Source organism: Shewanella scandinavica (assembly GCF_031932065.1).
In the GTDB taxonomy this organism is placed as follows: domain Bacteria; phylum Pseudomonadota; class Gammaproteobacteria; order Enterobacterales; family Shewanellaceae; genus Shewanella; species Shewanella baltica.
The window spans coordinates 161,217-183,916 of record NZ_JAUOES010000003.1 but is presented as its reverse complement, the minus strand read 5'-3'; the positions used below and the strand labels follow the sequence as shown (position 1 = coordinate 183,916).

The window sequence follows — 22,700 nt, the reverse complement described above, 5'->3', positions numbered from 1 at the left end:
AACCGTTAAACCTTATCCTTTAGGGTAAGGGTGAGCGACGCCTTTGTGACAGTCGATACAGGTTTTTCTGTCTTCTGGGGCTTTCTTGAAGTTATTGCTGTGCATTCTCACTGCCATTTTGCTCATATTTTCTGATTGGTTTTCATAAATACGGTTGTGACAGTTTTGACAGGTTGAAGAATCGATTGCACGAAGGTAATCACGCGCTAACTCAGCTTGTTCTTTACGGTTTTCATCTAACCATGCTTGCGTGTTAAAGCCATCGATAGTTAAGAAACCAATAACGTCCTTAGAAACGATGATCTTTTTCTTCAGGTATTGGAATGGTTCCTGTGCGATGTGACATTGCTGACACTGAACCACGATACCCACACGGTTGTTACCGTGGGCAGACGCCATCACTTCATCTTTCAATGAATGTTGGCTGTGGCAGCTCATACAGAATGCGTCTTGGCTGGTTGCATGTAAGGTTGTTTGGGTTGCGAAGTAGCCCACAACACCGATAACAATACCGACGACCAGTAGCGCCAGGATTGAATATTTTGCGCTAGGTTTAAATAGTGCACGCCAGTTCATCACTCTATCTCCAAAAATTGTCAAAATTAGTTTTTATAAGACTAGTTTATGTTCTTTCATTTATTAGAAATTTGATTTTAAGCCGAAATTTGCCGATTAAATTAACCTTAAAAGCGCAAAATGAGACTTAGCTCTAACTATTAGGACGACATTTGGTAAAAACCGCTAGCTGAGCTGCAATGCACTTTAACTAAAGCTAATGCAATCACCCCATAATCGCAAGTTAGCGATTATCGCGATGAGATTTCCCCTTTGAGAATCAATAACTATCAAATCATTTCTAGAAAATAGAAATGTGATCTAATCGACGTTTTGTTTAATTATTAGAAGTGGTCAGGAAATAAATCATTAGAAATTAGAAATTAAAAATTGAACGCGATATGAAACTTTATCGGGTTAGCTAAGGTCTCTAAGGGTAAGCAATCAATTTTCCGAGTTATCATGGCTAAATTTTGGATCACCATAGCAGTGCTATTTTCGCTAATCGCCCAATCGGCGATGGTGAGTGCTATGCCAACTTCAGCCAATACCAATGGCCACAGCAGTCAAACCATGTTGATGATGGATGCAGAAATGAACTGCACCATGCCAGATTGTTCTGCATCCGATTGCTTGCAACACTGCCAAGATAGTATGACAAGTCATTGTCAAACCCATTGCCTATCATCACTTTACCTTGAGCCTGCAGTGCTAGAACTGGCCTTCGCCAACCCAGCAAGCAAGCGTATTGCCATCCAAGGCTGGGCGATGCAAACTGCCGATCTTGGACTCACTACGCCGCCTCCCACCTCCAATTCACTGTAACGTCTTTCGTTTTTTACAACGTAAAACCGACTAAACACCTTTGATTGCGCCGCTGCATATTCGCACCGCAACGAGGTACAGAGAATTTTTGGAGTTTATTATGAAAACCACTTTATTGAACAAAAGCTTACTAAGCCTTACTTTCGTTATCGGTGCCTTGTTAAGTAGCGCGACTGTCACAGCCGCCAGCTTAAAAAGCACAGATGCGCTCAGTGTTATCAGTATCAATGGTGTGCCAGCGACACCCTTTAAGCCTATCCAACTCTCCGCCGGGAAAGTACTGCTCGAGCTAAAATATCAGGATATTTTTAATTATCGCGCCGATGATAGTGGTAACTGGGTTAAATCAGCGCCGCTTTACTTAGTGCTGGATGTGAAGGCGAGTGATAGCTACCAAATCACCCAGCCCAAAATAATGACTGAAGCTGAAGCGCGCCAATTTATTAAATATCCAACGATTCAACTCAGTATTAATGGTGACAAAGCGGGCGAATATCCACTGCAAAGCCACAGCCAGCTGATGGCGAAAATGTTAGTCAGCAATCCCGCTTTCTAATTTAGAAAAGCAAAATATTTAATTTGAGGCATGTGCTGAAATGTGAGTTAAATCATTACAGCATAATGCCTCTATGCTAGACTCGAGCCGTTCATCATTTGGAATACTTATGCATCACACACTCGGTCGTTACTTTTTAGTCATGTTCACTTTACTCGCACTCGTCGGGCAAAGTGTTGTGTCTAATGGTCACGCCATGGTGCCACACACTATGGATATGAGTGCGATGAATCATGAAGCTTCCCCCCAAATGCACCATGCTGCCATGATGCAGATGAACACAGAGAACCCTTCTGACTCACATTCAATGGCCAACGCGGATTGCTGCAACGATAAAATGCTTCCCGGCGCGAAACAGCATTGCTGTGATGGCACCACATCATGTTCAAATGATTGTGGTCATTGTTTGACGATTTCAGTTGCTGGCACTCTATTCAGCCCACACCTCTGGCCCAGTGTGAGCATGAGCGATACTGCAATGGCCACTCCTATGCCTCATTTCCACTCGATCTCTTTGTCTTCGGCCTTTAAACCACCGATAGCCTAGGCCTACTTTGCGCTTAATGGGCAAATCGCCCTAAAGAAGCCAAGCTAAAACGACAATCCAGTTAGCCCTAAGCTAACACCCAAATTAGCCGTTTATTGTGGTGCCTTATCATTAAATCGTGCACCCGAGTCTAGCAAAACGTTGATAACTGAGCCGAATGCCAAGTTGTGGCATTAATCCGTCTATCGAAGCGAACCGCTTTGATCTGCTGTGCTCACTGACGTTTATGCGCTCATATTCGGCCGTTAATCCGATGGAGTGAATAATATGAAAACCCTAACTAATCTCGCCTTAATTGCATTCTTGCTGACCAGCACTAACGTGTTTGCCACGGCTACGCCGCACGAACATCAACACGACAATGCAAATCCACAGCAACAAGCACAAACCTATGTTTGCCCTATGCACCCCGAAGTGACTGGTAATAAAGGCGATACTTGCCCTAAATGTGGCATGGACTTAGAGCCAAAGGCGACGGAAGTAAAAACGGCTGAAGGTACGATGCACAACGCGCACGAACACCACTAAGCTAGGCTGGAGATGAGGCATATGAACCAATTTAATACAGTAAAAAAGCAGGCCCCTAAGGCCGTACTGATCTTGAGTAGCTTACTCATCAGTACGCCTTGGTTGAGTCATGCCCAGCTGGCGAACACACAAGAGCACACGGCGACCGAAGCGGCAGCAAATTCTGCAACTGCGCCTAAGAATAATCCGTTAAATCAAGTGAAAACCTACACTTGCCCTATGCATCCCGAAGTGCTCAGCCATGAGCCCGGTCGCTGCCCTAAGTGCAATATGTTTTTAGTTGAGAAACTCGATGCCGCGAATCCTGCGGCCGAGCATGCACAGCATCAAGTCGCAGATCACCAAGCCTCTGAGCATGCGCAAACCTCTGCCGCCAAAGCTTCGAGTCAGGTATTCGATACCCCAACACCTAAGGCCGACAGTTTAGTTAAAGCCCAAAATCATGTGACAACAATCAAGTACGTTTGCCCTATGCATGCCCACATTATCAGTGATGTACCCGGCACTTGCCCTATCTGCGGTATGAACTTAGAAAAGGTCGAAACGGGCGGCAATACCCAAGAAATCAACATCAATGTATCCGGCAGCATGCAGCAAGCGTTGGCGTTAAAGGTGGCCAAGGTTGAACGCGACACACTGTGGAAATTTGTCGAAACCGTCGGTCAAATCGACTATGACGAAAGCCAAATCACCCATATCCATGCCCGCGTTACTGGCTGGATTGAAAAACTGATGATCAAATCCGTGGGTGATACCGTAAAGAAAGACCAGCTGATCTACGAGATCTATTCCCCCGATTTAATCAACGCCCAGGATGACTATCTGCTCGCTATGGACACCGCCAAAGCAAACGGCCAAGGCCGCTACAAAGATTTGGTGCGCAATGCGGGCTTACGCTTATCCTTCCTTGGTTTTAACGACAGGCAAATCAAACAATTAGCCGAGTCACATCAAACCCAATATCGGGTACCTTTCTACGCCAAAGAAGACGGCATAGTGAAAGCCCTCGACATTCGCGATGGCATGTATATTCAGCCTTCGACCGAAGTCATGTCTGTGGTGGACCTCTCCAAAGTTTGGGTGATTGCCGACGTCTTTGAGAACGAGCAAAGCTGGATTGCCAAAGGTCAGAAGGCCGAAATTGCCGTTCCCGCCATGAATATCAGCGGCATCGAAGGCACGATCGATTACATCTATCCTGAGCTTGATCCTGTCACTCGCAGCCTGCGAGTACGAGTAGTGCTCAACAATACCGAGATAGATTTAAGACCTAAAACCCTCGCCAAAGTCTCACTATTCGGTGGCCCGAATAAAGATGTGCTAGTGATCCCGCAGGAAGCCTTAATCCAAACGGGCAAAGAAAACCGCGTGATCGTCAAGCAAACCGACGACAGCTTTACCGCCAAGGCCGTAACCGTCGGCATGATGAGCCAAGGTAAGGCCGAGATTATTTCAGGCCTGAATGAAGGTGAACGTGTGGTGATTTCGGGGCAATTCTTACTCGACTCCGAGGCTAGCCTCAAGGGTAGTTTAATGCGTTTAAGCAGCGGTCATCAGCACTAGGAGCGCGTTATGTTGAAATATATTATCGAGGCGTCCATCAGGCAGCGATTTATGGTGTTGATTATCGCCATCATGATCACTGTTTGGGGCGTACAGGAGCTGCGAAAAACGCCGCTCGATGCGCTGCCGGATTTATCCGATGTGCAAGTGATCATTAAAACCCCTTATCCGGGTCAAGCGCCAAAATTGGTTGAAGAACAAGTGACTTATCCCTTGTCGACCGCCATGTTAGCCGTACCTGGTGCTAAAACCGTGCGTGGTTATTCCATGTTCGGCGACTCTTACGTGTATGTGATTTTTGAAGATGGCACCGACATTTACTGGGCTCGCTCACGGGTGCTCGAATACCTGAGTCAGATCAGCAGCCGTTTACCGCAAAATGTGCAACCTTCCCTCGGCCCAGATGCATCTGGTGTTGGTTGGGTGTATGAATATGCGCTAGTCGATCGCTCCGGTAATTTAGATTTATCGCAACTCAAGAGTCTGCAGGATTGGTATCTCAAGCTAGAGCTGCAAAGCGTGGCAGGCGTGTCTGAAGTCGCCACCGTCGGCGGCATGGAGCAAACCTATCAGATAGTGCTTGAGCCCGACAAAATGGCGATCTATAAGCTCGATATCGCCACCATTAAACAAGCCATCGATAAAGCCAACAGCGAAGCCGGCGGCTCAGTGATCGAAATGGCCGAAGCCGAATACATGGTACGCGCCAAAGGCTATCGCCAGACGCTAGAGGATTTTCGTGAAATCCCCCTTGGTATCACCAGTCCTTCTGGCACAGGTTTAACGCTCAAAGATGTTGCTACTGTGCGTAAAGGCCCAGCCTCACGCCGCGGCATAGCCGAACTCGACGGCGAAGGAGAAGTCGTTGGCGGAATTGTGGTGATGCGTTACGGCGAAAACGCCTTAGCGACAATTGATGCGGTGAAAGCAAAACTCGAAGAACTCAAAGCCGGCCTGCCCGATGGGGTTGAGATTATCCCAACCTACGACAGATCTCACTTGATCCTTAAGTCCGTCGACAACTTATTTAGCAAGGTCGTCGAAGAAATGTTGGTGGTCGGCTTAGTCTGTTTGCTGTTTTTGCTGCATGCGCGCTCCACACTCGTGGCCGTGATCACCCTGCCGCTATCTATCCTAATCGCCTTTATTGTGATGAATAAGATGGGTGTTAACGCCAATATCATGAGCCTTGGCGGCATCGCCATTGCTATCGGCGCCGTGGTGGACGGCGCGATTGTGATGATCGAAAACTTGCACAAACATTTAGAGCATTTTAAAGCGGATCATGATCGCGAACCCGATACGAAAGAACATTGGCGCATCGTCACCGAAGCGTCGATTGAAGTCGGCCCTGCGCTATTTTTCTCATTGATTATTATTACCTTAAGCTTTGTACCTGTGTTTGCACTCGAGGCGCAGGAAGGTCGATTATTCGCGCCACTGGCCTACACTAAAACCTTCGCCATGGCAGCGGCGGCCTTTTTATCCATTACCTTAGTGCCGATTTTGATGGGTTACTTTATTCGCGGCAAAATCCCCAGCGAACGCAGCAATCCCATCAGCCGTTTCTTGATCGCGATTTATCAACCTTCACTAAAACTGGTGCTGAAATTCCCTAAAGTCACCCTGATGTTAGCGTTAATCGCGCTGGCCAGCGCTTGGTATCCTATGACCCGCATGGGCAGCGAGTTTATGCCCGCACTCGAAGAAGGCGATTTACTCTACATGCCAACGGCATTGCCCGGCATCAGTGCCAGTAAGGCCGCCGAAGTGTTACAGCAAACCGACCGTTTAATTAAAACCGTGCCCGAAGTAGCCCGCGTGTTTGGCAAGGTAGGCCGCGCCGAAACCGCGACCGATCCGGCGCCGCTGACCATGCTTGAAACCACTATCATGCTTAAACCCCATGACGAATGGCGTGAAGGCATGACCTTAGATGGCATCATTGCCCAGCTGCAGCAAACCGTAAAAGTACCGGGACTCACCAATGCATGGGTGCAACCCATCAAGACCCGTATTGACATGCTCTCGACAGGGATCAAAACCCCTGTCGGCATTAAGATCACTGGGGCCGATGTCAACGAACTGCAAAGTATTGGCACTAAGATTGAAGCTATCTTAAGCAAAGTGCCACACACCAAATCGGCCTACGCCGAACGCAGTGGCGGCGGCCGTTATATCGATATCAGTCCGAAACTGGATGTGGCCGCACGTTACGGTATGACGCTGCAGGATATTCAAGATGTGGTGCGTTACGCCATCGGCGGTATGGATATTGGCGAATCAGTACAAGGCGCCGAACGTTATCCTATCAACCTGCGTTATCCCCGTGAGCTGCGCGACAATATTGAGAAGCTGCGCGAGCTACCTGTAATCACTAAGTCGGGGCATTATCTGCCGCTACGCAACTTGGCCGACATCGAAATTAACGATGGCGCGCCTATGTTAAAGAGTGAGAATGGCCGCTTAATCTCTTGGGTGTTTATCGATATCGAAGGCACATCTATCGGTGAGTATATCGCCAGCGCGAAAACGGCCTTAGACGCCGAACTCATCGTCCCGCCCCGCTACAGCTATAGCTTTGCAGGCCAGTACGAATATATGCAAAGGGTCGATGCTAAGCTTAAACAAGTGATCCCTATGGCATTAGCCGTCATCTTCATCCTGCTGATGATGACCTTCGGCTCCACCATTCAGGCCAGCATTATTATGCTCAGCCTCCCCTTCGCACTGGTCGGCAGCACTTGGTTGTTGTATCTGCTGGATTACAACATCTCAGTGGCCGTTGCTGTCGGTATGATTGCTTTAGCGGGTGTCGCAGCCGAGTTTGGGGTGGTGATGTTGGTGTATCTCAATAACGCCATCAAACACAGGCAAGAAAAAGATAATTACCACAGTGTCAATGACCTGAAAGAAGCCTTGATTGAAGGCGCTGTCATGCGGATCCGTCCCAAAGCGATGACAGTAGCGACCATCTTCTTCGGCCTACTGCCCATAATGTGGGGCGCGGGTTCGGGTAACGATGTGATGCAAAAAATCGCCGCACCTATGGTCGGCGGCATGGTCACAGCGCCCATACTGTCGCTGTTTGTCCTGCCCGCACTCTATCTACTGATTTACTCGCGTAAATTAAACAAAGACGCTGCGCACGTAAGTTAGCAGCAAGAGAGCACCCATAAAAATCCCCTCAAGCTATTAGGGTTTGAGGGGATTTTTCATTCAATCAGATTAAAAATCTAATTTAGCAACCGTGCCACACAACACTCTGAGTAAAATAAGCCTCTTAGTTTATAACGCTTATGTGTACCATTAACTTAGCGCACCACAGGATTGACCCGACTTACTGCAGCAGAAAGGATTCCATCACATGACCAAGCCATTGTGTTTAACCATCCGCCGGATATGGCCGCAAGCACTTTCCCTTAAAAGCCTATCGCGTACGTTACTTGCGGCGTTCGGTTTATGCGCTGCGCTAATTATTACAGCACCCGCCGTTGCCGCGCCCGCAACCGGTGAGTTCGTTGCCGATAAACGTTGTGAGCTATTTCAATCGAAAAATAAGCAGACGAATCCAGATCAATGGCAGAGCAATATTGGTGAGCGCTATCCGGTACTCGAAATCCTCGGCAACAGCGCCAAACCTGATTGGCTGCGAGTGCGCACCAACGCAGTAAAGTCTCCCATGCGGTGGATCAGTGGCGCTTGTGGTCAGTATCTTTCCAATGTTGCAGGCAGTAATGTATCGACACCTGCAACAGCGGTAGAACCCGCGCAAACCACTACAGCATCGGATATCAAAGCCAAAAGCCGAGACGGCCTTAAAGAGCATGGCACACCAGAAAAACGTCAAGGGGATCAATGCCGAATCGGCGGTGAATTTGACGCCAACGTGCTGGCATTAAGCTGGCAAAGCACCTTCTGCGAACTCTATGGCCGCCGCAAAGCCGAATGCCGCGCCCTAAGCCAAACGCCAGAATCGAGCCAATGTCAACACTTCAGCCTGCACGGACTGTGGCCGAACAAACAACAATGCGGCACACGTTATGGCTATTGCAGCACAGTCAAACTGCAACCAAATGATTTCTGTACTTATCCTGAGCTTGAACTTAACCCATCGGTGCGCAAAAATTTAGAAGAAATCATGCCAAGCGCCCAATATGGCACCTGTTTAGAACGCCACGAATGGTGGAAACACGGCACTTGCCGTAGCCAAGACCCTAACGAGTACTTTTTATTGGCAACCCAACTGACCCAAGCGGTCAATGCATCGGCATGGGTACAAAAATTTATTCATGACAACATAGGTAAGAGTGTCAGTAAAAGTGAGTTAAACCAAAGTTTTGATGGCAGCTTCGGTCAAGGCGCTCACACTAAAATGAGTCTTGAATGTGGCAAGGGATTACTGAGTGAAATCCGCATTAACTTGCCCGAAGTCATTAAAACCTCTGACTCCTTACCTAGCCTACTCGCCAAAGCCAATAAGGCCTCAAAAGGCTCCTGCCCTGAAACAATCATGATTGATAACGCTAATTAAACAAATAGTTAGACAAATAAAAACGGCGATTTAGCGTCGCCGTTTTTAACCTTAATGACAGTCCTTAATATGCCAGTCACATCTGATTAAGCTTAATCACCGCAAAGGTGGCGCCTTGGGCGTCGGCTATCACAGAGAATCTACCCACATCGGGGATATCACTGGGCGGAATGCACACTTGCGCGCCTAACGCTTGGGCTTTTTCTGCAAATGCATCGCAATCGGCTACTGCAAAATAAAGCAGCCAATGGGGAGATATATCGCCCCATTCGGGCATGATGGTCATCATGCCGCCGATGGATTGACCATCAACTTGCCACTCAGAGTATTCGATGTCCGGCATGTCGCTGGGCGAGTTAGTCCAAGGGAATATTGTGCAGTAAAAGGCTTCTTCAGCGTGAGGTTCTTTACATGCCAGCTCAACCCAGCAAAGGGTATTGAGTTCGCCCTGACGGCGAGCACCGATATGATTCTTCGCTTGCCACAGCGCAAAACGTGCGCCTTGTGGATCGCTCACCTGCGCCATCACGCCCGCGTCAGCAACAATATGCGGCCCCATGTGCACTTGGCCACCCGCATCTTGAATCGCTGCAATGCTGGCATCCATATCATCAACGGCAAAGTAGACTCGCCAATGGCTAGGGATCTGCGACTCTGACTCGGGGATTTGGTACATGGCACCTAAATCATCCCCCGCTAAATTGAATAGCGAAAAATGACCTTCGGGGATCGGCATGTCAACTGAGTCCCAACCAAATAACGCTTGGTAGAATGCCTTAGCAGCTTGCCAATCGTGGCTTGCGAGTTCAACCCAACATGCATGTCCTTGTGCGTACTGAGTAATTTTCATCATTGGCTCCTTCGTTTTTACAATCATTCGAGTTAAGCCTGAGTTTGTATTTCTGTCCAGTATTCAGGTTAAAAAGATCTGTAAGACAAAACTCAATCGCTAAATACAAAAAAGCCCTCACGCAGAGGGCTTAAATCATCGAAACAAATTAGGAATATTGCGGCAGTAAATTTGCCATCGCGAGCAGATGACAAGCCCCCGTGACTATGCCAAATAACACCACAAGAATGATCAGCGGCGTACCGCCTATCACTCTAAAACCTGTGCTCTCGGGGAATAGCTGCCGCGATTTATAGGCCATCAGCGCCGGGACGATTACCGCCCACACAGTCGCCGCTAATGCCGCAAAGCCAATCGCCACCAAGAAGCCGTCGGGGAACAGTAATCCTAAAATCGTCGGCGGCACAAAGGTCACTAACGCGGTTTTCATCCGGCCAGAGCGCGAATCATCAAAACCAAACAAGTCGGCGAGATAATCAAACAGACCTAAGGTCACCCCTAAGAAAGATGAAGCCACGGCCAAGTTAGCAAACAGGGTCAACATACTGTTCAACCAGCTACTCGCCATCACCTCGGACAAAGCGCCCACCAAGACGCCCATATTGCCGCCTTGGGCAATAATATCGATAAACTGGCTGCGGGGAATATTGCCCATAGTCGCCACTAACCAACAGGCATAAATCACCAGCGCGATAAAGGTGCCGACGAAAATCGCCTTGATAATGGTGGAAGAATCTTTGCCGTAATACTTCACTAAGCTGGGGACGTTACCATGGTAACCAAAGCTGGCAAGACCAAAGGGTAGCGCCGCCCACAGATAAGGTGAAAAGCTACTATTACCATCGGGTTCGAGCAACTTAGTCACATCGATTTCGATCAGTAAATTGCCAATAGCGAGGAAGAAGGTAATGATCATACCGCCGAGCATAATCGTGGTAATGCGATCCACGGCCTTAGTGCTGATCAATACGATACTAGCCAACACTATGGCAAACACTAGCCCAGCAACACTTTGCGGTAACTCAACTCCCATGCCCTGCAAGCTGTGATTCACAATCGAACCACCGCCGCTGATATAGGCATAGGTCAAAATATACAGCACGAACGCGATAGAAACGCCGTTCACTATCCGCCAAAACTGCCCTAAGGTTTGCTTGCTTAAAGTATCGAAGCTGGCACCGGGTTCGAAATGCAAATTGGTTTCGAGCAACAATAAGCCCGACATCAACATACAAAACCAAATGCCTAATAACATTAAAATCGAATAACCAAACCACATACCTGCACCGACCACGGGCAGAGAAAACATCCCAGCACCTACGGTCGTGCCAGCAATAATCATGGCGCCGCCGAGCAAGGACTTACCTGCGGGCTTATGCTTAGCCGCATTCATATGATTTGCCATTAAACTGTATGCTCCGCGGTGACACTCGCCACTATCGTTTGTTTCACTGACGGACGTAATAAGCTATTGGCTTGATCTCGTATGCGATTGATATTGGACTTATCTTGGTTATCCGCTAGATATCCCAATTCTTTGAGCTTAACGCTCAAGGTGCCGTAAAGTTTCTTATCGTAGAACTCAGGCGCGGTAATGCCATGCAAAGCGCCTAAACGCTGGGCGAGTAGATGACTCTCAGACTCAAGTTCTGAGCGCTCCATCTTAGGTCTGTTTGCTAACAGATTGAAAATAATGGCATAGCGTTGCAGAGTTTCGCTCACTGAACTGGCTAACAATAATAGTTGGCTAGTGTGTTCAGGCACGACAGTTAAGGTATCAGTTTCGACTACTAACCCTTGTTCAATGAAGAAATCCAGCACTTGATTGACATAGGCAGGTACATCCTTAATGCCCATGAAGAGTTCGGCTTTCAGCAGTGGATAAAAATCGGCAACGATTGACACCACTTGCTGACGCGGGATCTGCTCATTATGCGTTAAACAACTCGCAATTAATGACGGTACAATAAATAAGTGGATGATATTGTTACGATAGTAAGTCATGGACACAGCCTGACTCGCCTCGATAGACACGATTTCACCTAAAGGATCGGCACAAACAACAAACTTATTCAGCTCTAAACCTTGCTGCACTAAATGCTTACCATCACCTTCGGCAACCGAAGTATAAGTAGTGTAAGGCACTTTTTTGAGTAGGGTCAGATACAGATCAAGCTGACGTTCCAGCAGACTGCGCTCTAAGGCATTTTGATCTGTCGCCAGCAACACTAAGCTCGTCAAGGTCACTGAACTCGCTGCCGCCGCATCGTTGATATTTGTCATCACTCGATTCGCTAGCACGTTTACCGCTGGCGTTAACCAACTCGGTTTTTGCTCAGGATCATCGGCTACCTCATTACGCCAGTTTGGCGCACGCTCATTTAAGAAGTTTTGCAGGGTAATGGGCTCGCCAAAGTTCACATAACCTTGGCCGAAATTACCCAGTTTGCGGATCGCGCCAAACACTTGCCACACAGATTCTTTTTTCTTTTTCTTACCGCTTAATTCTTTATGGTAAGTCGCTACCTCCATCACATGGTCGTAGCCTAAATATACAGGCACTAGCGTGACTGGACGCTCGATACCGCGCAGCACGCTGTTCATCGTCATAGCGATCATGCCAGTTTTGGGCGCCAATAGACGCCCCGTACGTGAGCGGCCGCCTTCGGAGAAATATTCCACCGAATAACCTTTAGCAAACAGTTGATCTAAATACTCACGGAATACTGCGGTATACAGCTTGTTGCCATTAAAACTACGGCGGATAAAGAAGGCACCACCGCGACGGAACATAGGTCCAGCGGGCCAGAAGTTGAGGTTAATACCTGCGGCAATGTGCGGCGGAACCATACCTTGATAGTACAAAATATACGATAACAGCAGGTAATCCATGTGGCTGCGATGGCAAGGCACATAAACAATCTCGTGGCCATCGTGGTGCAGCTGGCGAACTTGCTCGGCGCCTTTAATGTTGATCCCGCTGTAAAGCTTGTTCCACAGCCAAGTTAAGAAACGCTCGGCAATACGCACTAAACTATCTGAGTAATCGGCAGCGATTTCATCGAGATACTCAATGGCTGTCTCGCGCGCTTGGGTCTCTGAAATCTTCTTACTGACTGCTTCTTCTTGAATCGCTTTACGCAACGATTCAGATTTGAGCAACGAATGAAACAGTGCTTGGCGATTTGGCAGCACAGGCCCTGTCATCACCTTGCGTTGACGGCGGAAATGCACCCGCGCGACCCGCGCTAATTTATGGGCAATCCCCATGTCAGTGCCGTGTTCGTCGGCCATGTATCGCAGGGATACAGCATTTGAAAACTGTACGAAGTTATGTCGACCTAAGAATAGAATCATCAAGCATTTGCGCAGCCAAGTCGGGTTTTCCCGCTCAAACACAGCCGCCTTCATAGTGTCGTCTTCTTTCCCTGGCGTGCGGCCCCAATATAGGCTTACGGGCACCAGTTGAATGTCTAATTCAGGGCGTTCCTTATGCACGGCCAATAAACGCATAAAGCATTCGAGGAAAGGCTCGTTACCCGCACGCTCACCAAACAGCGGCTTACGCCCTTGAAGGCAGACAACCCGAGGCGCAATTACACCATTTGCCACTAAAGGCTCATAGGGGCTCGGCAGTCCTAACTTAGCCGTAATTTCGCTCAGGGCAGCGATGTCACTCAGCGATTCCGTTTTCATCACATAAGCAAGGGGTCTGGAGGCATCCAGATTCAGATCGGCAAAGGGATCCTGAGGCACAACAATAGTGTGCACTAAGTGTTTTTGGATCCAGCGTAATGATTTCAACCAAAGAGAGTCGTGTTTAGGCATTATTCTTATGCAATTAAGTACGTTTACTAGCCCGGTAGAATACCAGACTATGGGTAATATTCGCTAATTCTCTCCAACATAGCTAAAAAGTGGTTAATACTTGCGCTGCAAATAATACTGTATATACTAACAGTAACTGTATAGAAAAACAGGAAACACCATGAGACCTTTGACGCCACGCCAAGCTGAAATTTTAGAGCTAATTAAACGAAATATTGCCGATACTGGCATGCCACCCACACGGGCAGAAATCGCGACCCGTTTAGGTTTTAAGAGCGCCAATGCGGCTGAAGAGCATCTTAAAGCGTTGGCGAAAAAGGGCTGCATTGAGATCATGCCAGGCACATCTCGGGGCATTCGTCTGACTGCGGAAGTCGAAGAAGTAACTGAAACAGGTTTACCGCTTATCGGTCAAGTAGCCGCTGGCGAACCTATTCTCGCCCAAGAACATGTTGAACAGTACTACCAAGTCGACCCAAGCATGTTCCATCCCGCCGCCGATTTTTTACTGCGGGTTAAAGGCGACAGCATGAAGAATATCGGCATTCTCGAAGGAGATTTGCTGGCAGTTCATAAAGTACAACAAGCCAGAAATGGTCAAGTGGTTGTCGCTAGAGTCGACGACGATGTCACTGTTAAACGTTTCGAAAAAAAAGGTAATGTGGTCTATCTACACGCCGAAAATGAAGACTATTCCCCGATTAAAGTGGATTTAGGCTATCAAAGTTTAACAATTGAAGGACTCGCCGTCGGTGTGATCCGTAATGGAGATTGGCTATGAACAAACTACTTGGCAATGCACCCCGCCACCCTGGCTTGTGGCTCGATGAAGTACGTGATGCCGACTATGACTGGCACCATGCACCTATCGCCTGCATGCCAACTAAGACTCAAGGTCGCCAAGAATTAATCCATCTGAGCGCGCAACTCGCCCAGTTAAGCCAACAGGGCCGTTGGTTAGTGCTCATCAACCCACCGAGTATTGGCTACAAACAAATGCTCGCCAACGCTGGCGTGCGTATGGATAGAGTCTTGCTGGTGCACGCGAAAGATGAAGTCGAAACCCTGTGGGCGATGGAAAAAGCCTTAACAAGTGGTACGTCCAGTGCAGTTATTACTTGGACCAAATCACTGGATGCACGCGATAATCGTCGCCTGCAAATCGTGGCTAAAAGTGCCCGCGCCATGGGCATAGTGCTTGAATACGTAAACAGTCACTTACATGGCGACGTACGCATTGAGCAAGGCAATCTCTTCGGCCAACAATCTTTTTTTAGCGCTGTACATTAAATATTCATTTATTTTTTTACCTTGAAAGCCGCCTCGCCTATGAATGTGAGGCTTTTTTTTGGCAATTTTTCAGACAATTAGATAAATAAGTGATCTTGATCAATATTTAAACAGCAAGTATGGTTGATTTAGTCGGCGATGATATATCGCCGCCCGTGGCAAATAAATCGAGCCGTAATCGAGTTCAAAATGCCACTAAAAATAGAGAACAGATTTATTTCAGTCGTATGTGCCAGCGTGGCTAATACCAGCAGTAACAATACTTAATTAAAAGTAACAGCCGCCAACGCACGTTGAAGTCAAAAACGCTTTTTTGGGAACTGAAGAGTTTGCATAGAGTTGAGACTTACTGTGTTGCTCTTCTTTGTAGTTGCTATTCGCAATTGGCAGAGGAGAAGTCTTGTGAAGCAATTGTTGTATTGTTTACTCGTGGTGTTATTCGCACCACCGTTGGCCGCCGCGGACATGCGGTTCAACATGACCCCTGGCGTAACCGAGATCAGTGGCAAGGTTTATCACTTGCACATGACCATCTTGTATATCTGCTGCGCCATTGGCCTTGTGGTCTTTGGCGTGATGATTTACGCCATGATCAACCACAGAAAATCCAAAGGCGCTGTCGCGTCCCACTTTCACGAAAGCACTAAAGTTGAAATCGCTTGGACGATTCTGCCATTTATCATTTTGATCTTAATGGCGATACCAGCGACAAAAACCTTAATTGCGATGGAAGATCCCAGCGACGCCGATCTGACCGTTAAAGTCACGGGTTCCCAATGGAAATGGCATTACAGCTATTTCGATCAAGACATTGATTTTTACAGCATACTCGCAACCCCTAGAGCACAAATCGACGGTACCGAAACCAAGGGTGAACACTACCTATTGGAGGTCGATAAGCCGCTCGTTCTGCCGATAAATCGCAAAATCCGCTTTTTGATGACCTCTGAAGATGTCATCCATTCATGGTGGGTACCTGCTTTTGCCGTGAAGAAAGATGCCAACCCAGGATTTATCAATGAGGCTTGGACTCGCATCGACAAACCCGGTATTTACCGTGGTCAATGCGCCGAACTTTGCGGTAAAGACCATGGTTTTATGCCGATCGTAGTGCAAGCCTTACCCGAAGCCGAGTTTGAAGCTTGGGTGACGGAGCAGAAACAAGCCGCAGGCGCGGCGGCAGAAGCCGCTCAAGCCGCTTTATCACAGACCCTTAGCAAAGAGGATCTGATGACCCAAGGTGAGCAAGTTTACCTCGGGCACTGCGCAGCCTGCCACCAGCCCAATGGCGAGGGGTTACAAGGCGTATTCCCACACCTCAAAGGCAGTCCGATAGCAACGGGACCACTCAGCGGCCACCTTGAAATTGTGCTCAACGGTAAAACAGGTACGGCTATGCAAGCCTTTAGTAAGCAATTGACTGCACAAGAAATTGCCGCTGTGATTACCTATGAGCGTAATGCTTGGGGCAACAATACTGGCGATGCTGTGCAGGCTAAAGATGTCAATGAGCACATGAACGGCAGTGCAGGCACACAAGCACCTGCTACCGCACCAGCCAATACGACCCCAACTCCCGCACCTACAACTGAGCCCGCAGCAGTTGTCGACTCCGCAACCATAGTCGATCCGGCGAGTCTCCCCACTCTCACCCATGAGGCACTGATGGCCGAAGGTGAAACTGTCTACACCACCACTTGTGCGGCCTGCCATCAGTTAACGGGAGCTGGCATACCACCTGCCTTCCCCGCCCTCGCTGGCAGTGCTATCGCCACTGGGCCCGTCGCCAATCATCTCGATATTGTGATGCACGGCAAAACAGGCACGGCTATGCAAGCATTTGGCAAACAACTCAGCCCACAGCAACTCGCAGCAGTCATTACCTATGAGCGCAATGCTTGGGGCAACAATACCGGCGATACAGTGCAACCTGCTGATATCGCAAGCCATGGACAGTAGGGGATTATGATGAGCACAACGACTCAAGATCAAACCGCAGCCCATGATGACCATCATCATGGTGCGCCAAAGGGCATCATGCGCTGGGTGCTAACCACCAACCATAAAGACATTGGTACTTTGTATTTATGGTTCAGCTTCATTATGTTTTTAACCGGTGGCGCTATGGCCATGGTGATCCGCGCTGAACTCTTTCAGCCCGGATTACAATTGGTCGAGCCCAACTTCTTTAACCAAATGACCACAGTCCATGGGCTGATCATGGTATTCGGCGCGGTAATGCCCGCCTTTACTGGGCTAGCAAACTGGCTGATCCCTATGATGATTGGTGCGCCCGATATGGCGCTGCCACGGATGAATAATTGGAGTTTTTGGATCTTACCCTTCGCCTTTACCATCCTACTCAGCTCGCTGTTTATGGAAGGCGGCGGACCTAACTTTGGTTGGACCTTCTACGCGCCACTGTCTACCACTTATAGTCCTGACAGCACGGCACTCTTCGTGTTCTCTATTCATATCATGGGGATAAGTTCGATCATGGGCGCAATCAACGTGATTGTAACCATAGTGAATCTACGTGCGCCCGGCATGACATGGATGAAGTTGCCGCTGTTTGTGTGGACTTGGCTTATCACAGCATTCCTGCTGATCGCTGTGATGCCCGTGCTTGCGGGCGCTGTGACTATGGTACTGACCGATAAGTTTTTCGGCACTAGCTTCTTCGAAGCGGCAGGCGGCGGCGATCCTGTGATGTTCCAGCATATTTTCTGGTTCTTCGGCCACCCTGAAGTCTACATCATGATTTTGCCGTCCTTTGGCATCATCTCCGCCATAGTACCCGCTTTCAGCCGTAAACCATTATTCGGCTATGCATCAATGGTTTATGCCACTGCCAGTATTGCAATTCTGTCGTTCCTCGTATGGGCGCACCATATGTTCACTACAGGCATGCCAGTGTTTGCCGAGCTGTTCTTCATGTATTGCACTATGTTGATTGCGGTGCCAACGGGGGTGAAAGTGTTTAACTGGGTCGCGACTATGTGGCGCGGTTCACTCAGCTTCGAAACCCCTATGTTGTTCGCCGTGGCCTTTATCATACTCTTCACCATTGGCGGGTTTTCGGGGTTAATGCTTGCCATTACGCCAGCCGACTTCCAATACCACGACACCTATTTTGTGGTGGCGCATTTCCATTATGTGCTCGTGACTGGGGCGATTTTCTCCATCATGGCGGCGGCCTATTACTGGCTACCTAAGTGGACGGGGCACATGTACAACGAGCGACTGGGACAATGGCATTTCTGGTGTTCGGTGATTTCGGTCAACGTACTGTTTTTCCCGATGCATTTCCTTGGGCTCGCAGGTATGCCAAGGCGTATCCCCGATTACTCGATTCAATTTGCCGATGTTAATCAAATCGTTTCGATTGGTGGCTTCGCCTTCGGCTTATCGCAATTGATTTTCTTAGTGTTAGTGATCAAGTGCATCCGTGGCGGCGAAAAAGCCCCCGCTAAACCTTGGGAAGGTTCCGAGGGTTTAGAGTGGACATTGCCAAGCCCAGCGCCTTATCACTCCTTCACGACACCACCTGAGGTGAAATGAAATGACGAACCATCACCAGCCAGAAAAACCTAAGTCAAATCGAAAGCTTATCAGCATGCTCGTCATGGGCTGTATTGGTATGTTTGGTTTTGGGTTCGCGCTGGTGCCGCTATACGATGTGCTGTGTGAGAAGCTGGGGATTAACGGTAAAACCTCCAATACTGCCAGTAGTTATCAAGCGATAACCATAGATACTAGTCGTGTTGTCACAGTGGAATTTATCTCCCAAGTGCAAACGGGTATGCCGTGGAAATTTGAGCCGCAAACCAAGCGGCTCGAAGTTCACCCCGGCGAACTGACACACACAGCATTTTTAGCACGCAATGTGTCAGACAGAGCCACAGTTGGTCAGGCGATACCTTCAATATCACCCGGCCAAGGTGCGGCATATTTTAATAAAACAGAATGTTTTTGCTTTAATCAACAGCACTTAGCGGCTTCGACCAGCGCTGAGTTGCCGCTCATTTTCTTTGTGGATCCTCAGTTACCTGAATCCATCCACACTCTGACCCTCTCTTACACCCTCTACGACATTACCGACAAGCAGTTAGCGTCTGCCATAGAGCAAGGAGCTGCAAAATGACCACAAAACATGAAAATTACTATGTTCCCGCCCAAAGTGCTTGGCCCATCATTGGCGCTATAGGATTGTTTCTAATCGCCTTGGGTGCAGGGCACTTTGTCCATCAACTAAAATCTGGCGCATCGGGTGGCGGTTATATCCTGCTAGCGGGTATCGCCGTGATCCTCTTTATGCTGGTTGGCTGGTTTAGAACCGTGATCAACGAATCTATGACTGGGCTTTATTCGCACCAAATGGATAGATCCTTTCGCCAAGGCATGAGCTGGTTTATTTTTTCGGAAGTGATGTTCTTCGGCGCATTTTTTGGTGCGTTATTTTATGCCCGTATGGTCGCAGTGCCTTGGCTCGGTGGCGCCTCCAATAATGCCATGACCCACGAAGTACTCTGGCCACAATTCGAAGCCGTTTGGCCGTTGCTCACTACGCCAGATGGCACCAAAACCGAAGCGATGCCGTGGAATGGCCTGCCGTTAATCAACACTATCGTGCTGCTGACCTCCTCAGTCACCTTACATTTTGCCCATGTCAGCCTAGAGAAAGGCAAGCGCTCGGCCATCACACTGTGGCTCGGGATCACCATACTTTTAGGTATGGGTTTCCTTGCCTTGCAGGCCGAAGAATATATGCATGCCTACCATGAAATGGGGCTCACCCTGACCTCAGGGGTTTATGGCAACACCTTCTTCCTCCTAACTGGCTTTCACGGCATGCATGTCTCGCTCGGCACTCTGTTTTTATTAGTGTTGTTTTTCAGAGTGTTGAAGGGTCACTTTAGCGCAGATAAGCATTTTGCTTTCCAAGCGGGGAGTTGGTATTGGCACTTTGTCGATGTGGTCTGGCTGTGTTTGTTTATTTTCGTCTACGTACTTTAAGGCTTTAGTAAGGCGTGGGATTGGGGCTGATTAACCCAGTCCCTAAGGCCACCAGCAGCAACAGAATAACGAGTACCGAGAAAATCACGCGGCGACCAAGATAACGGCTCATAGGCACTTTTTCGTCACCTTTAACCATAATAAACAAGGCCCTACCTAGATTAAAAATGATGAACAGCAACAGCAGAACTAAGACCAATTTAAAAATGAATAGGGTATTCATGCAATATCCTTATGTTCTGCTGAATAAATTAACGGTTTTTTTACTGATCTTGACTGTGGCTGTATTCGTGATGTTGGTCAAGTTGGGTCTATGGCAATTAGCCCGCGGCGAAGAAAAAACCATGCTGTTAGCCCAAATGGAGGCAAGACAATCCTTGCTGCCATTAAGTTTTGAGCAGCTCCAACTCAAAATCGATAAGGAAGGCGTGACAGGTTATCGACTGCAAGTGCACGCCATACCCGCGAGCTCGCAAATATGGCTGCTGGATAATCAAATCTATCAGGGCCAAGTGGGCTATTTAGCCTTTCAGCCCCTGCAAGTGACTGCGGGTCAACCTTGGTTACTGGTCGAATTAGGTTTTGTCGCGGCCAGTTCCCACCGTGATGAGTTGCCCCACATCAGCCCACTTAGCGGTGAATTGAATATCGAAGGTCGGCTTTACCAAAAGCAAATCAATCCTTTGAGCCAGGCTTTAATGGCAGAAACGGGGACAAGTGTTCGCTTTCAGAATTTGAATATACCGGAAATGGCGCAGCTGTTAGGCCACCCTTTACTAGATGCAGTGCTGCAACCGGATGAGCTACCCGCCCTCGCCTTGCCGCATCCTTGGCAACCCTTCCCACTGTCGGCGCAAAAACATTGGGGTTATGCGCTGCAGTGGTTTTCGATGGCAGCCGTGTTTGCTGGGCTCATGCTGTGGCAAGGGATTAAGTATGTAAAACGCCATAGTGCCGAAACAATCGCACACTCAAGGAGCGAATAGGGAAATTCGTACCATACTTAGCAAGACACAAATAAAAACTAAATAAATATAAAACAATAAATTAGGGATAATTTGAATGAGAGGAGCAAGCATGAACTCCCAGAATAAATCGAAACACAAAGCATTGGGCTTGTTGTTGCTGGCGTTTATCGCGCCCGTGGTGATAGCCAAGCTAGTGCTGAGCCTGAATTTATACCACGGCGGCGCCACTAATCATGGCGAGCTGATCAATCCTGAGACCAGTTATGCCAGCCTTGGGGTTGAAAATCCCAATCCTAAAGAATGGCAACTGCTATATTTACTGCCCGCCCAATGCGACGATGCTTGCCGCGAACGCCTGTATATTTTACGCCAAAGCCACACTGCTTTAGGGCCAGATCAGGCACGAGTCGAACCGCTGATCCTCACCCATCCCGACAGCGATCTTAATGCTTTAAGCGCCTTTAACTTTAACACACGTCCCGCCAATGCTGGCTTAAGCCACTGGCTAGATGAACAGCAGTTGATCATAGTCGATCCCTTAGGCAGCTTAGTGCTGCGCTATCCCCAAGTGCAAGGTAGAGAAGCGCATTTAGCTCAAGGCAAAGCCTTGGTAGCGGATCTGCGTAAGTTGTTAAAACTGTCGAGGGTAGATTGATGCAGCTAACTTGGGTCCTACGCTTAACCTTAGTCTTTACCTTGTTGGTGATCTTAATGGGCGCTTACACTCGCCTATCGGACGCGGGGCTAGGCTGCCCAGATTGGCCAGGTTGCTACGGCCATATCAAGGTGCCCATCCAAGACCATGAAATCGCCCATGCACAAACCATCTTCCCCGATCATGATATCCACCCAGAAAAAGCTTGGCTGGAGATGATCCACAGATATATCGCCGGCGGACTTGGCTTACTGGTGTTATTCATCTTAGTGCTGTGTTTGAAAACGCCGGAAGCGCCGAAAAAATTGCCGCTCATCATAATGCTATTGATCCTCTTTCAAGCGGCACTCGGCATGTGGACAGTGACGATGAAACTCATGCCCATAGTGGTGATGTCGCATCTTATTGGTGGCTTCAGCCTGATTTCACTGCTGTTACTCCTCTATCTGCGAACCCGACCACGGCGGATCTTTAATAGCGAAACCCATGCCCGCAATCTGGCACCGCTGGCACTGGTGAGCCTATTCGTTCTTGTAGGACAGATTATGTTGGGCGCTTGGACATCATCTAATTATGCGGCGCTCGCCTGCACCGCTTTACCCATTTGCGAAGGCAACTGGGTGGATAATTTGGCAATAGCGGAAGCTTTTTCGCCGTTTCAAGGCCAACACCACAGTTTCGAATTTGGAGTGCTCGATTACCCAGCCCGTATGACTATCCATATCGCCCACCGAATTGGCGCTATCGTTACCGCGAGTTTATTACTCGTGCTCGCCTATCGATTATTTGTTGGCGCTGCTGGGATGAGGGCCTTAAGCCTCTTATTGGTAGGGTTAGTGATCCTGCAAGTGAGCTTAGGTATTTCTAACGTAGTGATGCATTTACCACTCGGCATTGCCGTGTCCCACAACGGCGGGGCGGCATTACTGCTGCTGACCTTAGTCGCAATCAACTATTTTTTATGGCGCAAAGCATAAGCGAGGGA

Annotated in this window: 21 protein-coding genes; 16 read left to right on the top strand and 5 right to left on the bottom strand. The window is 48.5% G+C overall.

Going from position 1 to position 22,700, the window contains the following annotated elements; translation table 11 throughout:
• Window positions 1-12 precede the first annotated feature (12 nt).
• Window positions 13-576, bottom strand: coding sequence for a NapC/NirT family cytochrome c (locus tag Q4Q50_RS03540; protein ID WP_006079625.1), 564 nt, complete (start codon window positions 574-576; stop codon window positions 13-15).
• 441 nt (window positions 577-1,017) lie between these two features.
• Between Q4Q50_RS03540 and Q4Q50_RS03535 the strand changes: the two genes are divergently transcribed.
• The 7 genes from Q4Q50_RS03535 (at window position 1,018) to Q4Q50_RS03505 (ending at window position 9,108) form a co-directional block, all read left to right on the top strand.
• A complete protein-coding gene (locus tag Q4Q50_RS03535; RefSeq protein WP_014620549.1) occupies window positions 1,018-1,380 on the top strand; it encodes a hypothetical protein in 363 nt (120 codons plus the stop codon).
• Between the two features lie 100 nt (window positions 1,381-1,480).
• Entirely contained in the window at window positions 1,481-1,936 is a 456-nt protein-coding gene (locus Q4Q50_RS03530; protein WP_311898411.1) for a DUF2057 family protein, read from the top strand.
• A 109-nt stretch (window positions 1,937-2,045) separates the two neighbouring features.
• A complete protein-coding gene (locus Q4Q50_RS03525; protein ID WP_006079621.1) occupies window positions 2,046-2,483 on the top strand; it encodes a hypothetical protein in 438 nt (145 codons plus the stop codon).
• 267 nt (window positions 2,484-2,750) lie between these two features.
• Window positions 2,751-3,011 carry a heavy metal-binding domain-containing protein gene (locus Q4Q50_RS03520; protein ID WP_311898409.1) on the top strand — a complete coding sequence of 87 codons (261 nt, stop codon included), beginning with the start codon at window positions 2,751-2,753 and terminating at the stop codon, window positions 3,009-3,011.
• Window positions 3,012-3,032: 21 nt separating this feature from the next.
• Entirely contained in the window at window positions 3,033-4,574 is a 1,542-nt protein-coding gene (locus Q4Q50_RS03515) for an efflux RND transporter periplasmic adaptor subunit (protein WP_311898407.1), read from the top strand.
• 9 nt (window positions 4,575-4,583) lie between these two features.
• Entirely contained in the window at window positions 4,584-7,733 is a 3,150-nt protein-coding gene (locus tag Q4Q50_RS03510; protein ID WP_311898406.1) for an efflux RND transporter permease subunit, read from the top strand.
• 208 nt (window positions 7,734-7,941) lie between these two features.
• Window positions 7,942-9,108, top strand: a complete 1,167-nt coding sequence (locus tag Q4Q50_RS03505) for a ribonuclease T2 family protein (RefSeq protein ID WP_311898405.1) — start codon at window positions 7,942-7,944, stop codon at window positions 9,106-9,108.
• A gap of 76 nt (window positions 9,109-9,184) precedes the next feature.
• Here Q4Q50_RS03505 and Q4Q50_RS03500 read toward each other — a convergent pair whose 3' ends face one another.
• The 3 genes from Q4Q50_RS03500 to plsB all read right to left on the bottom strand — a co-directional run bounded on the left by Q4Q50_RS03500 (window position 9,185) and on the right by plsB (window position 13,786).
• Complete coding sequence (locus tag Q4Q50_RS03500) at window positions 9,185-9,958, bottom strand: VOC family protein (protein ID WP_311898404.1); 774 nt, start codon at window positions 9,956-9,958, stop codon at window positions 9,185-9,187.
• A 148-nt stretch (window positions 9,959-10,106) separates the two neighbouring features.
• Window positions 10,107-11,363: a tryptophan permease gene (gene mtr, locus Q4Q50_RS03495; protein ID WP_311898402.1), complete on the bottom strand. Its 1,257-nt coding sequence runs from the start codon at window positions 11,361-11,363 to the stop codon at window positions 10,107-10,109.
• A complete protein-coding gene (gene plsB, locus Q4Q50_RS03490; protein ID WP_311898400.1) occupies window positions 11,363-13,786 on the bottom strand; it encodes a glycerol-3-phosphate 1-O-acyltransferase PlsB in 2,424 nt (807 codons plus the stop codon). Before plsB ends, mtr begins: the two co-directional genes overlap by 1 nt.
• 160 nt (window positions 13,787-13,946) lie before the next feature.
• Here plsB and lexA point away from each other — a divergent pair, with 160 nt between their 5' ends.
• The 6 genes from lexA to Q4Q50_RS03460 all read left to right on the top strand — a co-directional run bounded on the left by lexA (window position 13,947) and on the right by Q4Q50_RS03460 (window position 20,092).
• Window positions 13,947-14,567 carry a transcriptional repressor LexA gene (gene lexA, locus Q4Q50_RS03485; protein WP_006084613.1) on the top strand — a complete coding sequence of 207 codons (621 nt, stop codon included), beginning with the start codon at window positions 13,947-13,949 and terminating at the stop codon, window positions 14,565-14,567.
• Window positions 14,564-15,076 (top strand): cell division inhibitor SulA, encoded by a 513-nt coding sequence (locus Q4Q50_RS03480; protein ID WP_311898398.1) that lies wholly within the window; start codon window positions 14,564-14,566, stop codon window positions 15,074-15,076. The genes lexA and Q4Q50_RS03480 overlap by 4 nt, the downstream gene beginning before the upstream one ends.
• Before the next feature lie 402 nt (window positions 15,077-15,478).
• Window positions 15,479-17,035, top strand: coding sequence for a cytochrome c oxidase subunit II (coxB, locus tag Q4Q50_RS03475; protein WP_311898396.1), 1,557 nt, complete (start codon window positions 15,479-15,481; stop codon window positions 17,033-17,035).
• A 9-nt stretch (window positions 17,036-17,044) separates the two neighbouring features.
• Window positions 17,045-18,637: a cytochrome c oxidase subunit I gene (ctaD, locus tag Q4Q50_RS03470; RefSeq protein WP_006084616.1), complete on the top strand. Its 1,593-nt coding sequence runs from the start codon at window positions 17,045-17,047 to the stop codon at window positions 18,635-18,637.
• Between the two features lies 1 nt (window position 18,638).
• The gene (locus Q4Q50_RS03465; protein WP_311898394.1) at window positions 18,639-19,220 is read left to right on the top strand and encodes a cytochrome c oxidase assembly protein; all 582 of its coding nucleotides are present in this window, start codon (window positions 18,639-18,641) and stop codon (window positions 19,218-19,220) included.
• Window positions 19,217-20,092, top strand: coding sequence for a cytochrome c oxidase subunit 3 (locus tag Q4Q50_RS03460; RefSeq protein WP_006079601.1), 876 nt, complete (start codon window positions 19,217-19,219; stop codon window positions 20,090-20,092). The genes Q4Q50_RS03465 and Q4Q50_RS03460 overlap by 4 nt, the downstream gene beginning before the upstream one ends.
• A 4-nt stretch (window positions 20,093-20,096) precedes the next feature.
• On the opposite strand, the gene Q4Q50_RS03455 is transcribed toward Q4Q50_RS03460, so the two are convergent.
• A complete protein-coding gene (locus Q4Q50_RS03455) occupies window positions 20,097-20,315 on the bottom strand; it encodes a DUF2909 family protein (protein WP_311898393.1) in 219 nt (72 codons plus the stop codon).
• Here Q4Q50_RS03455 and Q4Q50_RS03450 point away from each other — a divergent pair.
• From Q4Q50_RS03450 to Q4Q50_RS03440, 3 genes are all read left to right on the top strand, one after another.
• Window positions 20,314-21,078, top strand: coding sequence for an SURF1 family protein (locus Q4Q50_RS03450; RefSeq protein WP_259574049.1), 765 nt, complete (start codon window positions 20,314-20,316; stop codon window positions 21,076-21,078). The genes Q4Q50_RS03455 and Q4Q50_RS03450 overlap by 2 nt on opposite strands.
• Window positions 21,079-21,169: 91 nt before the next feature.
• A complete protein-coding gene (locus Q4Q50_RS03445) occupies window positions 21,170-21,715 on the top strand; it encodes a redox-active disulfide-containing membrane protein (protein ID WP_219251877.1) in 546 nt (181 codons plus the stop codon).
• Window positions 21,715-22,692, top strand: coding sequence for a COX15/CtaA family protein (locus Q4Q50_RS03440; RefSeq protein WP_311898391.1), 978 nt, complete (start codon window positions 21,715-21,717; stop codon window positions 22,690-22,692). Before Q4Q50_RS03445 ends, Q4Q50_RS03440 begins: the two co-directional genes overlap by 1 nt.
• Window positions 22,693-22,700 lie beyond the last annotated feature (8 nt).